The organism is Deinococcus koreensis (genome assembly GCF_002901445.1).
Classification (GTDB): domain Bacteria; phylum Deinococcota; class Deinococci; order Deinococcales; family Deinococcaceae; genus Deinococcus; species Deinococcus koreensis.
This window is the reverse complement of sequence record NZ_PPPD01000001.1, coordinates 2,177,005-2,189,908: the sequence shown is the minus strand read 5'-3', so window position 1 is coordinate 2,189,908 and position 12,904 is coordinate 2,177,005. Positions and strand designations below refer to the sequence as shown.

Annotated in this window: 13 protein-coding genes; 8 read left to right on the top strand and 5 right to left on the bottom strand. The window is 70.9% G+C overall.

Going from position 1 to position 12,904, the window contains the following annotated elements; translation table 11 throughout:
• Positions 1–117 precede the first annotated feature (117 nt).
• The 7 genes from lpdA (at position 118) to ubiE (ending at position 6,648) form a co-directional block, all read left to right on the top strand.
• On the top strand, positions 118–1,521 hold the full coding sequence (gene lpdA, locus CVO96_RS10385; RefSeq protein WP_103312172.1) for a dihydrolipoyl dehydrogenase: 1,404 nt from the start codon (positions 118–120) through the stop codon (positions 1,519–1,521).
• A 219-nt stretch (positions 1,522–1,740) separates the two neighbouring features.
• Positions 1,741–2,469, top strand: coding sequence for a hypothetical protein (locus tag CVO96_RS10380; RefSeq protein WP_103312171.1), 729 nt, complete (start codon positions 1,741–1,743; stop codon positions 2,467–2,469).
• Complete coding sequence (locus CVO96_RS10375) at positions 2,466–3,092, top strand: hypothetical protein (RefSeq protein ID WP_103312170.1); 627 nt, start codon at positions 2,466–2,468, stop codon at positions 3,090–3,092. The genes CVO96_RS10380 and CVO96_RS10375 overlap by 4 nt, the downstream gene beginning before the upstream one ends.
• A 107-nt stretch (positions 3,093–3,199) precedes the next feature.
• Positions 3,200–4,252, top strand: a complete 1,053-nt coding sequence (locus tag CVO96_RS10370; RefSeq protein WP_103312169.1) for an Atu2307/SP_0267 family LLM class monooxygenase — start codon at positions 3,200–3,202, stop codon at positions 4,250–4,252.
• 53 nt (positions 4,253–4,305) lie between these two features.
• Positions 4,306–5,496, top strand: coding sequence for a glycine C-acetyltransferase (locus CVO96_RS10365; protein ID WP_103312168.1), 1,191 nt, complete (start codon positions 4,306–4,308; stop codon positions 5,494–5,496).
• Complete coding sequence (locus tag CVO96_RS10360; protein ID WP_103312167.1) at positions 5,493–5,885, top strand: GNAT family N-acetyltransferase; 393 nt, start codon at positions 5,493–5,495, stop codon at positions 5,883–5,885. Before CVO96_RS10365 ends, CVO96_RS10360 begins: the two co-directional genes overlap by 4 nt.
• Positions 5,886–5,928: 43 nt before the next feature.
• A complete protein-coding gene (gene ubiE, locus CVO96_RS10355; protein WP_103312166.1) occupies positions 5,929–6,648 on the top strand; it encodes a bifunctional demethylmenaquinone methyltransferase/2-methoxy-6-polyprenyl-1,4-benzoquinol methylase UbiE in 720 nt (239 codons plus the stop codon).
• Here the strand turns inward: ubiE and CVO96_RS10350 are convergent.
• The 5 genes from CVO96_RS10350 to CVO96_RS10330 form a co-directional block, all read right to left on the bottom strand.
• Positions 6,645–7,406, bottom strand: coding sequence for a class I SAM-dependent methyltransferase (locus CVO96_RS10350; RefSeq protein ID WP_103312165.1), 762 nt, complete (start codon positions 7,404–7,406; stop codon positions 6,645–6,647). The genes ubiE and CVO96_RS10350 overlap by 4 nt on opposite strands.
• Positions 7,407–7,508: 102 nt before the next feature.
• Positions 7,509–8,450: a c-type cytochrome gene (locus tag CVO96_RS10345; protein WP_103312164.1), complete on the bottom strand. Its 942-nt coding sequence runs from the start codon at positions 8,448–8,450 to the stop codon at positions 7,509–7,511.
• Positions 8,451–8,544: 94 nt separating this feature from the next.
• Positions 8,545–8,907 carry an MGMT family protein gene (locus tag CVO96_RS10340; protein WP_279327006.1) on the bottom strand — a complete coding sequence of 121 codons (363 nt, stop codon included), beginning with the start codon at positions 8,905–8,907 and terminating at the stop codon, positions 8,545–8,547.
• Positions 8,908–8,911: 4 nt separating this feature from the next.
• On the bottom strand, positions 8,912–10,756 hold the full coding sequence (locus CVO96_RS10335) for an N-acetylmuramoyl-L-alanine amidase (RefSeq protein ID WP_103312162.1): 1,845 nt from the start codon (positions 10,754–10,756) through the stop codon (positions 8,912–8,914).
• Positions 10,757–11,118: 362 nt separating this feature from the next.
• Positions 11,119–12,060, bottom strand: coding sequence for a peptidoglycan-binding domain-containing protein (locus CVO96_RS10330; RefSeq protein WP_165795271.1), 942 nt, complete (start codon positions 12,058–12,060; stop codon positions 11,119–11,121).
• A gap of 128 nt (positions 12,061–12,188) precedes the next feature.
• On the opposite strand from CVO96_RS10330, the gene CVO96_RS10325 reads away from it, so the two are divergent.
• Positions 12,189–12,884, top strand: a complete 696-nt coding sequence (locus CVO96_RS10325; protein ID WP_165795270.1) for a winged helix-turn-helix domain-containing protein — start codon at positions 12,189–12,191, stop codon at positions 12,882–12,884.
• Positions 12,885–12,904 lie beyond the last annotated feature (20 nt).

Here is a 12,904-nt window from a genome sequence, read left to right as displayed (position 1 = left end):
CCGCCCAGGGACGCGGCCAGCGTGTTCCGGACTGACCAGCGCGAGTTGTGAATGGGCGCCGTCCAGCTATGCGGGCAGGTCACTGACGGCTTTCGGGGGGAACGCTAGACTGACCGCATGACGAAATCCTTTGATTTTGACGTGCTGGTCATCGGTGCTGGCCCCGGTGGCTACCACGCCGCGATCCGCGCCGCCCAGCTGGGCCTGAAGGTCGCCTGCGCCGAGCGCGAGGCCGTGGGCGGCGTGTGCCTGAATGTGGGCTGCATTCCCACCAAGGCCCTGCTGCACGCGGGCGAGCAGATCGCCGCCGCCCGCCACGCCGCCGACTTCGGCCTGACCTTCGGGCAGCAGAGCCTCGATATTGCCAAGCTGAACGGCTGGAAGGACGGCATCGTGAAGAAGCTGACCGGCGGGGTGGGCGCGCTGTTCAAGGCGAACAAGGTCACGCACCTGATCGGGCAGGCCAGCTTCGTGGACGACCACACGGTCAAGGTCGGAGACCAGACCTACAGCGCCGCCAGCATCATCATCGCCACGGGCTCCGAGCCGGCGAAACTGCCGGGCCTGGAGGTGGATCAGAGCTCAATCGTGGACAGTACGGGCGCGCTGGTCATGCCCGACCCGGTGCCCGCCCGGATGCTGTGCGTGGGCGGCGGCGTGATCGGCTTCGAGTTCGCGCACGTGTACAACAACATGGGCGCCAAGGTGAAGATCATCGAGTTCCTGCCGAACGTGATCCCCGGCGCCGACGCCGACGCGGTGAAGGAATTCGCCAAGATCATGACCAAGCAGGGCATCGAGATCGCCGTGCAGACCAAGGCCAACCGGGCCGAGAAGAAGGCCGACGGCATCCATGTGGAACTGGAGAACGTCAAGACCGGCGAGAAGACGGTCGAGGTCTTCGACCGCGTGCTGGTCGCCGTGGGCCGCCGCCCGCGCACCGACGGGCTAAACGCCCAGGCGGCGGGCGTAACCGTCACGGAGCGCGGCTTCATTCCGGCCGATACCCGCCAGCGCAGCAACGTGCCCCACATCTACGTGGTGGGCGACGTGGCGAGCAACCCCATGCTGGCCCACAAGGCCATGAAGGAGGGCCTGGTGGCCGCCGAGGTGATCGCCGGCAAGCCCGCCGAGCAGGACGCCGTGGCGATTCCCGGCGTGGTGTACACCAGCCCCGAACTCGCCTGGGTCGGCCTGACCGAGGCCGAGGCGAAGGAGAAGGGCTACGAGATCAAGACCGGCGTGTTCCCCCTCTCGGCCTCGGGCCGCGCCATGACGCTGCAGGCCACCGACGGTTTCGTGAAGATGGTCGTGGAGAAGGACACGGATCTGCTGCTGGGCGTGCACATCGTGGGGCCGCACGCCTCCGACCTGCTGGGCGAGGCCGGGCTGGCGCTGGAGATGGCCGCGACCGCCAGCGACATCGCCCTGACCATGCACGCCCACCCCACCCTGGGCGAGAGCGTGCTGGAGGCCGCCGAGGCCGTGCACAAGCAGGCGATCCACATCATGAACAGGTAGACGCCGAGCAGGGCGAGAGCATCCCCGGATCACCCCTGGGGATGTTTTTTTTGTTGCCCGCGTCCGGGGAACAGGTGATCCCGCTCAGGGCAGGGTTCTCTGCGCTGCTCTGACGAAACTGACGGCGCCTTCATGCTTGACGTCTGCTCCACAGATCTTCCCCACCGTGGGCTGAACGCTGAGTACAGTTGAATAGTGAAAACCCTACACTTTAAACGGTTGCTGAAGCCGGCTGGAGGCTGCGCCGCCCTGCTGACCCTGCTCACGGCCTGCCCCCAGCCACCACCGCCCTACGTGCCTCCGGTGGTGCTCAACTTCCGCTTCCCGGAGACGGCCGTCGGTCAGAATCTCCGGCTGGCCGCCATCTATTTCGAGCAGGCGACGCCGGAGGCCGAGCCCAAGCTGAAAGTGCTGGCACTCGGCTCCCTCAATGCGGGGGCCAGCGGATCAGTCAGCAGCGGCACCATCCAGCTGTTCGGGTCATCTTCGTATTACGGCGGCAGCACCCTGGACACCCTCAAGAACAATCCGCTGTGTGTCACACCCTTCAAGGGCGGCGAGACGAAGGGCATGACGGCCGTGATGGTGACGCCCGAGACGGTCAGAACCTGCAACGTGTATTTCACGCTGTTCAGGGACACCAGCGGAGACGGAAAGCCGACCTCCGACGAGGAGCTGTACCAGACCCACGACCTCTACAGCTACGCCAACGCGGCGTTCACCTACCAGTTCACCAGCCTCGACACCTTCTCGACCGAATCCGGCACCCGCGCCGCCGGCTGGAGTCTGGTGCGCCACGAGGTGCTGCAACCCTCCGAGACGCTGAACCGCTACGTGGTCAGCATGAACTCGGTGCCCACCGCCGACCAGGCCATCGCCATCCGCCTGCACGAGAGCACCAACCGCCTGACCAGCCAGGGTCTGAACCACGCCGGAGGCCAGAAATGAAGCGCCTGATCCCCCTGAGTCTGCTGGGCCTGCTGAGCCTCAGCGCGTGTGGCAGCAGTGCCCCGGGTGCTCCCGACGGCGGCCGCCCCCCGCTGCCCAGCGGCGTCGAGGTGCGCTTTCCGGCCGCTCCGGCGAACGCCTACCTGAACCTGCTGAAAGAGGACGGCACCAGCGTCTACCAGATCAGCGTGGCGGCCGGGAAGACCGTCACCGAGGTCGATCCGACGGGTCTGAATGTGCTGGTCGCGGAGGCCAGGCCCGTCTCGGCCTGGCTGCCAGCCACGGTGCAGGGCACCCCGGTCGTGAGTGCCCCGGCCGCGAAACTGAACTTCCTGCACTGGATCATGTGGCGGGACAAGGACTCCGACGGGGTGCGCGACGCCGGCGAGGAGCTGCCCCTGATGACCCACGACCGCGTGGCCTACGCCAGCGAGGCCGTGACCCTGAGTTTCCAGACCACCACGCCGGACATGAAGCAGACCTGGACCCTGGCGGCGGGCTGGTCGCGCGCCGAGCACTACGTGTACCTGCCCCGCGACACCACCACCTACCTGCGGAGCCTGGAAACCTCGGCCCTGAAGCGCTACACGCTGCACGTGACGACCCCGATCACCAGCCAGTAGCGCCAGGCGCAGGCGGAGCGGGCGCCCTGTTGAGAGGGCGCCCGCTCGCTCCTGTCCGCAAAAAACCGGGGCAGGTTTATTATATCAACCCCTTGGTAGACTGAACCATGCAGATCGGAATCGACAGTTTCGCCGCCGTGGTGTCCGACCCGGAGACCGGGCGTACCCTGAGCGCCGCCGAGAGGGTGCAGAACCTCGTCGAGGAGATCGTGCAGGCCGATCAGGCGGGCGTGGACTCCTTCGGGGTGGGCGAGCATCACCGGCCCGAGTATCTCGACTCGGCCCCCGCGATGATCCTGGCGGCCGCCGCCGCGCGCACCCGCCGGATCCGCCTCAACAGCGCCGTGACGGTGCTCAGCGCCGACGACCCGGTGCGGGTGTTCCAGCAGTACGCCACCCTCGACCTGATCTCCGGGGGGCGCGCCGAACTGGTGGTGGGGCGCGGGTCGTTCACCGAGGCCTACCCGCTGTTCGGGCTGAACCTGCGGGACTACGACTCGCTGTTCGCCGAGAAGCTGGAGTTGCTGCTGAAGATCCGTGAGGACACGCATGTGCACTGGACAGGACGGCACCGCGCGGCGCTGAGCGGCCAGGGCGTGTACCCGCGCCCGCTGCAGAGCCCGCTGCCGGTCTGGCTGGGTGTGGGCGGCACACCGGAGTCCTTCGTGCGCGCCGGGATGCTGGGCCTGCCGCTGATGGTGGCGATCATCGGCGGCGACTTCCGGCGGTTCCGGCCGCTGGTCGACCTGTACCGCGAGGCGGGACGCCGCGCCGGGCACGCCCCGGACAGTCTGAAGGTCGGGGTGCACGCCTTCGGGTACGTGGCGGGCAGCGCTCAGGAAGCGCGTGACACCTTCTTCCCCGGCTACGCGCGGATGCTGGACACCATCGGACGCGAGCGGGGCTGGTCGCCGCCCAGCCGCGCCGCCTTCGACGCCGCCACGGCCCCCGGCGGCCCCTACCTGATCGGGGAGCCGGAGGCGGTGGCCGAGAAGGTGCTGTATGTGAACGAGGTGCTGGGCGGCGTGACGCGGCTGTCCTTCCAGATGACCAACGTGCTGATGCCCCAGCCGAAGATGCTGCGCGCCATCGAGCTGCTGGGCACCGGGGTCGCGCCGCGGGTGCGGGCGGCCCTGGGCGTCTCGCAGCCGGTGGGCTGAGGAACGTCCCCAGCTCACGGACGCGCTCTACAGTGCGCCCGTACACTGCCTCCATGTCCACCTCCCTCTCCGAACGCCTGAACGCCGAACTGAGCAGCCTGCGCGAGTCCGGCCTGCTGATCTCGCCGCGTGTGCTGGACGCCGCCAACCGGGCGCGCACACGGGTCGATGGCCGCGAGGTCGTGAACTTGGCGAGCAACAACTACCTGGGCTTCGCCGACCATCCGGCGCTCAAGGCGCGGGCGGCCGAGTACCTGGAGAAATGGGGCGTGGGCGCCGGCGCCGTGCGAACCATTGCCGGCACCCTGCGGATTCACGAGGAACTGGAGGAGCAGATCGCGGCCTTCAAGCACACCGGCAGCGCGCTGGTGCTGCACTCGGGCTTCACGACCAACCAGGGCGTGCTGGGCGCCCTGCTGCGCGAGGGCGATCTGGTGATCAGCGACGAGCTGAACCACGCCTCCATCATCGACGGGCTGCGACTGACCAAGGCGACCAAGAAGGTCTACAGGCACGCCGACGCGGCCGATCTGGAGCGGCTGCTGCAGGAGCACGACACCGACGGCCTGAAGCTGGTCGTGACCGACGGCGTGTTCTCCATGGACGGCGACCTGGCCCCGCTGGACGCGCTGGTCGCGGTGGCCCGTAAACACGGCGCCGTGACCTATGTGGACGACGCCCACGGCTCGGGCGTGATGGGCGAATCAGGGCGCGGCACCGTGCACCACTTCGGCTTCGAGTATGCCGACGACGTAATCCAGGTCGGCACGCTGAGCAAAGCCTGGGGCGGCGTGGGCGGCTACGCGGCGGGGCACGCGAACCTGCGCCAGCTGCTCATCAACCGCGCCCGGCCGTACCTGTTCTCCACCGCCCAGGCCCCGGCCACCGTGGGCGCCCTGGCCGCCGCGCTGGAAGAGGTACAGCGCGACCCGACCCTGATGGAACGCCTGTGGGACAACACCCGCTACTTCAAGGCCGAACTGGCCCGGCTGGGCTTCGACACCATGGGTTCGGTGACGCCCATCACGCCGGTGCTGTTCGGCGAACCTGCCGCCGCCTTCGAGGCCAGCCGACGGCTGTTCGAGCAGGGCGTCTTCGCGGTCGGCCTGGGCTTTCCCACCGTGCCGCGCGGCTCGGCCCGGATCCGCAACATCGTGACCGCCGAGCACACCCGAGACGACCTCGACCACGCGCTGCAGGCGTACCAGACGGTCGGCCGCAGCCTGGGCGTCACTGCGGCGTGATCCAGTACCGCCTGCGGGCGCCCATAGATTTCACGGCGCTGGGCCGTCTGCGGCAGGCCGCGTGGGGCGGGAGTTCCGACGGTGGGTGGTGGCGGCCGGTGCTGGAGAGATCGCTGACCTGGGTCACGGCGCACCAGGGGGACGCGCTGGTGGGCTTCGTGAACGTCGTCTGGGACGGGGGTGTCCACGCCTTCCTGCTGGACACGACCGTGCATCCGGCGTATCAGCAGCGCAGCATCGGCCGCGAACTGGTCAGGCGCGCGGCGCGGGCGGCCCGCGAGCACGGCGGGCTGGAATGGCTGCACGTGGACTACGAGCCTCACCTGAGCGGCTTCTACGAGGGCTGCGGCTTCACGCCGACCCCGGCAGGGCTGCTGAAACTGGGATAGGGTTTCCCGCCTGTCCCGGCACCCCCCCGCTATCATCAGCCCCATGACAGACCGGCCGGCCGTGGGCGACAAGCAGGACAAGGGCAAAGACGTGCAGGCCATGTTCGCCTCTATCGCGCCGCGCTACGACCTGCTGAACCGGGTACTCAGCCTGGGCGTGGATCGGGGCTGGCGCCGCGCCGCCGCGCAGGAGGCCCTGGCGCTGGAGCCCGGGCGCGTGCTGGACGTGGCCACCGGCACGGGCGATTTCGCCCTGGAACTTAAGGGCCGGGCACCAGGGGCCGAGGTCGTCGGCTCCGACTTCGTACCCCAGATGCTCGACATTGCCCGCGGCAAGTCGGCGGCCCGGCACCTCGACATCCGGCTGGAGGAGGGCGACGCGCTGAACCTGCCCTACCCGGACGGCCGCTTCGACGCCGTGACCTGCGCCTTCGGTTTCCGCAACTTCGCCGACTACGCGCGTGGACTGTCCGAGTTCCACCGCGTCCTGGCGCCGGGGGGCCGGGTGGTGATCCTGGAGTTCCCGCCGCCCCGCGCCGGGCTGTTCGGCCGCCTCTTCCGCTTCTACTTCCAGCACGTCCTGCCGCGCATCGGCGCCCTCGTCAGCGGCAACGCCGGCGCCTACACCTACCTGCCCGAAAGCGTGCTGGCCTTTCCCGACCCCGAGACCCTGGCGGGGCTCATGCGCGCCACCGGCTTCCGCACCCGCTTCCGCGTCCTGAGCTTCGGCATCGCGGCGATCCACGTAGGCGACAGGCTTTAGCGCTTTTCCAGCCTGACCACCAGCATCTGCTCGGTGTGGGCGACCAGTTCCCCGGCCTCACCGAAGTGCAGGCCCACCGCGTCCTGCTCCTCGGCCGTGAGGCTCGCCGCGTGCTCGCGCAGCGCCCGCACCGTCTCCGGGGCACACCCGGACTGGGCCACCCACCAGCCGAACTCCAGGCGGTACGGCACCAGCGTGTCCCGCGCCCACCCGAAACCCGCCGCCCGCGCCAGCTCCCGCCACGCGGCCACGGTGCGCTGGGCGACGTGACTGGGGTCGCGCCGCCGCTGGTAGGTGTCGATCCAGGGCTGAAGCTCAGGCGTGGGGCTGATCTGATCCGCGATCACGAGGCGCCCGCCGGGCTCCAGCACCCGGAACGCCTCGGCCAGAAACCGGTCGAGGTGGTGGAAGTGGTGGGGCGCGTGGCGGGACGTGAGCAGCGTGAAGGCGGCGTCCGGAAAGGGCAGAGCCTCGGCATCGCCCGGCTGGAACGTCACGTTGGCGAGCCCTGCCGCCCCGGCCTGTTGGCGCGCGTGGGCCAGCATCGCCTCCGTGAGATCCAGCCCGGTCACCTGGGCGACCCGTGGGGCCAGGGCCAGGGCCGTGTGGCCGGTGCCGGTGGCGACGTCCAGCGCCCTGTCCTGCCGGGTCGGCGCGGCGAAGTCCAGCAGCACGGGCAGGCTGGGGCCGGCGCGGTGGATCTCGCTCTGCGCGTACTTCGCAGCGTGGGCGCCGAACTGTTCCTGACTGCTGGTCATCCAGACAGTCTGCGGAGCCGGCGCGGGCAAGTCAAACCGGAGCGGGTGATCCGCTCTGGCTGGCCTGGGCTGTCCTTTTCGGGCGCTTCTGCCTGGTGGCCTTCAGTTCAGGCTCTTGATCCAGGCGTGGATGTTCGCCACATCGCCGTCGCTGAGCTGTTCGGAGGAGAAGCGCGGCATGGTCGGGGCGAGTTCGCGTTCGGGGGTGCGGCCTTCACGCAGCGTGGTCAGGAACTGGGCGTCCGTCCAGGCTTTGGGCCCATCGGCGGTCGTCAGGTTCGGGCCGATGCCGCCCTGGGCCTGGGGGCCGTGGCAACCCGCGCAGTTGGCCACGAAGAGGGTCTGGCCAGCCTTGGGGTCACCGGCCGCGTTCGTGCCCGCCTGCCCCTCGCCCGCCTGCGTTCCGGCGTTGCCGTCGGCGGCCGGGGCACCGCTCATGGAGTCGCTGTCGCTGCCGGGGGCGCTCGCCGTCCCCGCCGCCACGGAGCCCGTCGCGGTGGAGTCCACGCCGCTCTCGGCCGGAGCGTCGCCCTGCACGTCGTTGCCCATACCGGCGCTGCCGCTTCCAGAAGTGCTCTTGCCCGCGCCGGCGGAGTCCGAGGCGTTCCCCTGCACCCCCCCGCTCCCAGCGCCCTGCGACCCGGCCCCCGCGTTGTCCGATCCGCCGGCCGGGGCCGAGCCCATCTCGCCCGCGCCGGACTGCCCCGCTGCCGTCTGGCCTGATGCGCCCGCACCCGACGAACCCGCACTGGACGAGCCCGCAGCGGCTTGGCCCGAGGCTGCGCCGTTTTCGGCCGCTCCCCCGCTCGCGGCGCCGGGGCCGGCCATATCGCCCCCGGCCATGCCCCCGCCGGCCGAGCCCTGGGTGCTCTGTTCCGACGAGGTGCCCGAGACGGACGGGGAATCGGCCGGGGCCACCGGCTTGCTCATCAGACGCGGCACCCCGATCAGCAGGCCGACTCCCAGGATCAGGCCCAGGGTGACGCCCAGGGCCCAGGACATCACGTCACCGGCGATCCAGCGGCTCTTGCGTACAGACTTCATAGGGCCAGCATACGCCGGCCCAGAGGGACATTTAACTGAGGTGGCCTTCATGCGGAACCGATAAAAGTGGGGCTCACGCCGGCCCGGCCGGGGGTCAGAACAGAGGTTCGGGCGGGGCCTCACGAGACTCGTCCGGCCACCACTGCAGCGCCTTCAGGTCGCAGCGGCCCGAGGCGTCCAGCACGATCCCCTCGGCCCTCAACAGGCCTTCTTGCATATCGCCGAAGCCGACCTTGTGGGTGCTCACGCGGCCCTGAGCGTTGATGACCCGGTGCCAGGGCAATTCCGTGCCGCCCATCAGGCCGTTCATGACGAAGCCCGCCTGGCGCGCCGCTCCCGGATTGCCGGCCAGCAGCGCCAGCTGGCCGTAGGTCATGACCCGGCCGCTGGGAATGCGGCCCACCAGCTCCAGGATGCGGCTCCGGAACGCGGCGGGCGGGGAGTCGGGCGCCGCCACGGCCCTACTTGCCGGCGCCGCCGGCGCTGCCGACCCCATTGGCCGCGACGCCGGAGACCAGCGCCTCGCGGATGCCCTGGGCGATCCCGACCGCCACCCGATCCAGATAGTTGCTGTCTCTGAGGTTCTGACCATCGACCGGGTGGCTGGTGTAGCCGATCTCGACCAGCGCCGCCGGAATCCGGCTGTTGCGGAGCACCGACAGCGACTGCCCGGACTTGAGGCCCTGGTTGAAGGCGCCGGTCATGCCCACCACGTTGCGCTGCAGCACACTGGCCAGCGTGCTCGACAGCGGATGGTTGGGGTTCCACCAAGTCTCCACGCCGTAGCCCCGCAGCGCCGTCCGGGCCTCCATGGCATTGACGTGGATGCTCACGAACAGCTGGGTGCCCGGCGTGCCCGTGCCGGCGCGCATCTCCAGATCGGTGCTCTTGGTGGCGTGCAGGGCGCGGTCGGTGTCGCGGGTGAGCACCACGTCCACCCCGGCGGCGCGCAGCAGGTCACGCACCCGCAGGGCCACGTCCAGGGTCACCTGCTTTTCCACCACGCTGCCGACCGCGCCGCCGTCCTTGCCGCCGTGACCGGGGTCGATCACCACGCGGGGTTTCACGTAGCTGGCGCTCAGGGCCAGGATGGCCAGACCGCTGGTGCCGGGCACGGGCGGCACCGCCGCGATCACGCGCTGGCTGGGGGGCACCGGGCTCAGGTCGGCCAGAGCCGGCGACAGGTCGATCACCAGCCGCGACCGGGTGCCGCTGGCGGGCGGCAGCAGTTCGGCCCGCCAGCCGCTGCGCTCGCTGGTGGGCGTGGCGGTGGTCAGGGTCACGGCCGCGCCCCCGGGAACGGGATCAAAGCGCCAGGAGCGCAGTTCCGGGCTGAGGTTCTGGCCCTGCTGCGGGCTGGCCTCCACCCCGGCGAGTTCCAGCCGCAGGCCGGCGGCGCCCGGCACCAGCCGGTAGGTCGTGCCCGGCGGCAGGTCGAACACCACCCGCGTCTGGCCCGGGTTCTTGCCGATCCTGGGCGGGGCGAGCAGCTGGCCCGCCTCACTCTGCCCGCCCACCCGGCCGCTCAGCTGGCTGGGGATATCCGTGTTGTCGCCGGGCAGGGCCGGGGCTGGAGGCAGCGCCGCGCCGCTGCGGCCCGGCACCACGGAGTCGCCGGGCGGCAGGCTGTCCACAGCGCGGGGAGCCTCGGCGGGAGCGGGAGCTGGAGGTGCGCTGGAGGCCGCGGGGGCACGCGCCGCGGCAGACCCCGTGGGGGGCGCGCCGGTCGCCTCCGACGGTGGCGGCGACAGGGGCGCGTTCAGCACGGCCTGAGCGTCGGCCGTGACCGGCACCGAGGCGCGCACGGCGCCCCGCAGAGCGGGACTGGCGCCGCCGCTCAGGGTGGGGCTGATCTCCACGATGAGCACGCGCGCCCCGGTCGCCAGGGTGGCCTCGCTGGCCCGCCAGCCCTCGGTCATGGACAGCGGAAACGGCGTGATCAGCGTGACCTGTCCGCCGCCCGCCCGGTACTCGGTGACGCTGCTGCCCACCCGGGCCGCCACGGAGGGCAGGACACGCGCGCCCTGCACGTCCAGGCGCAGGCCACTGAAGGTGGGGCTGAGGGTATAGGCCACGCCGGGCAGCAGGTCGAAGACCACCCGGGTCGAGCTGCCGTCGGAACTGATGCGGGGCGAGCCGAAGGTCGCGCTCTGCATGCCGGTCAGGTTGAGGGGCACGGGCGTCCCCGCCGGGATCTGCTGGGCCGCCGTGCCCACATTCTGCGGAGGGACGCCCGATTGGGCCGCCGCCGTGACCGGCAGGGCGAGCAGGAGCCCAGATGAGAGCAGGATGGCAGACCGCTTCATACCGACCCATTGTGTGGGGGCAGAAGGTGAGAATGGCCGTCCAGCACTCACAAAGCGGGACTGAGCGGATCCTGCGGGAGCGGCGCAGCCCCGCTGGGCTGGATTCCAGCGGCCCCGCTCCGGCGTCCAGCACGGCTGGGTCGGCGAAAAACGCAGGTTCGGTGCCGGTAGGTACCCTGGGCCCATGTGCAGCTTCAGAAGCCCGAGCACCGCGTCCTGGCGAGCGAGACTGTGCCGAAGCCAGCGACCGGCCTGGATGGCGCCCCCGGAGCACCACGAGCCTGCGAGCGTCCACACGTTCATCTCCTACACATACCACCTGCGTTCTGGCAGCGGTGTCACACCAGTTGGCCCACCCAGGGTCAGGCCGGGTTCGGCGGGGCGAAGGTTTTCGCGGCCGGCGAGAACAGCATGTCCCAGGTGCGCTGGTCGACCCGGCCGGTCGGCGCGAGCCCATTGGCCCGCTGGAAGGCGCGCACTGTCGCCGCCGTGACCGGCCCGTACCAGCCGTCGCCCCGGCCGGCCGGCATGGGCCGCATCAGGCTGATCAGCCGGTTCTGCACCGCCGCCACGTCGGGGCCGCTCTGGCGCTTGGCCTGCAGTTGCAGCACCCGCCGGAAGGGCACGGGCGCCACGCCGGGTGCCGGGGCGGCCGGGTCGGCACGGGTGCCCGGGTCGCTTCTCGGGGGTTCGGTGCTGCCTGGCTCGGGTCTGGCTGGCTCAGTTTTGGCCGGCTCGGGTCTGGCTGGTTGGGTCGACGCCGGCACGCCCGGGGAGGGCGCGGCTGCGGTGGGGTCTCCCTTCCCTGGCGCCTTGGGATCGGCCGGGGTCAGGGTGACGCTGCCGATCTGGGTGCTGCCGGTCTGGGTGCTGCCGTTGCCTGTGCCGGCGGGCGAGGTGGAGGTGGGCGCCGCCGTCAGGGAGCTGTCCAGCGGCACGTCCAGGTACACCAGGGTTCTCGCGCGGCCGTCCGGGTCGGCCTGCAGGCGCAGGTACACGTAACCGGCCGACGTCCGGATCCAGTTGTAGACGCTGCGCTGCTCGTCGCGGCTGCGCCACACCCCGTACAGGTCGCCGCCCAGCGCCGCGCCCAGTTTCACGCGTACCTGCTCCACGTTCAGGCTGCTGCCCACACAGCGCTTGGTGGCGGTGCCGACCTTTGAGAAGGTGGCGGGGCAGTTCCGCAGCACTCCGTCCAGCGTCTGCGCCACCCGCATCGCCGCGCGCTCCACATCGGGAGCGGCCGGCGCGGCCTGGGCGGAAACACTGAGCAGGGCGGCTATCAGAGGGACACGGAACGTCATGGACGTAGTCGTAGCACGCGCAAGCTGACGATGGCTGAGGGCCGGCGCCCACCCTCTTCAGGTGGGGTTGAACCGGCCTTTCAGCGGGGCCGGTGGCAGACTGAAACGCGCCCCGGCACACTGGCGGCATGACCTCATCCCAGGTGGAAGTGCGGCGCATACAGGACGCGAATCTGGCCCGGCTGCTGCAGCAGGAGAGAAGCTTCCTGGCCCAGTTCATCGACCCCCGCTCGCCCAGCGAGGTCGCGGCCCGCGTGGACATGGCCCCCAATCTGGCGCACCACCACGCCCGCAAGCTCGCCGACGCTGGCCTGCTGTTCGAGCAGCGACGGGAGGGCGGGCGGGTCTACTACCAGCTCTGTGCGCAGGAGTTCCGCGTGCCCAGCCGGCTGCGGCCGCCGGGCGATCTGCAGGGCAACGGCAGCGCCGACATGCGCGAGCTGGGCGAAGGCTTCATGCGCGCCTACGAGCGCTCCTGGGCGGCCATGCACGAGGGCGAGGAAGACGTGTTCGGCTTCGGCTCGGCCGCCCGCCCCGCCACGACTCCCTGCGAGCCCGACGCGCTGGGCCTGGAGGCGCACCCCACCCACCTGGACGCCCTGAGCCTGCGCCTCTCCCCCGAGCGCTACCAGCGGCTGGCCCGCGCCCTCAGCGCCCTGCTCGCCGAGGCCGCCGCCGAGGGCCACAGCCCCCAGGGCCACCCCTGCACCCTGGCCGTGCTGACCTTCCAGCTTCCCGGCGAGGGCGCCACCCCCGGCTCGTCTCTGTCCCACACCATCAACAGCTTCCTGGGCGCCCCAGCAGACGAACGCAGCCCACGCTGAACGGCAGAGGCCGCCCCACC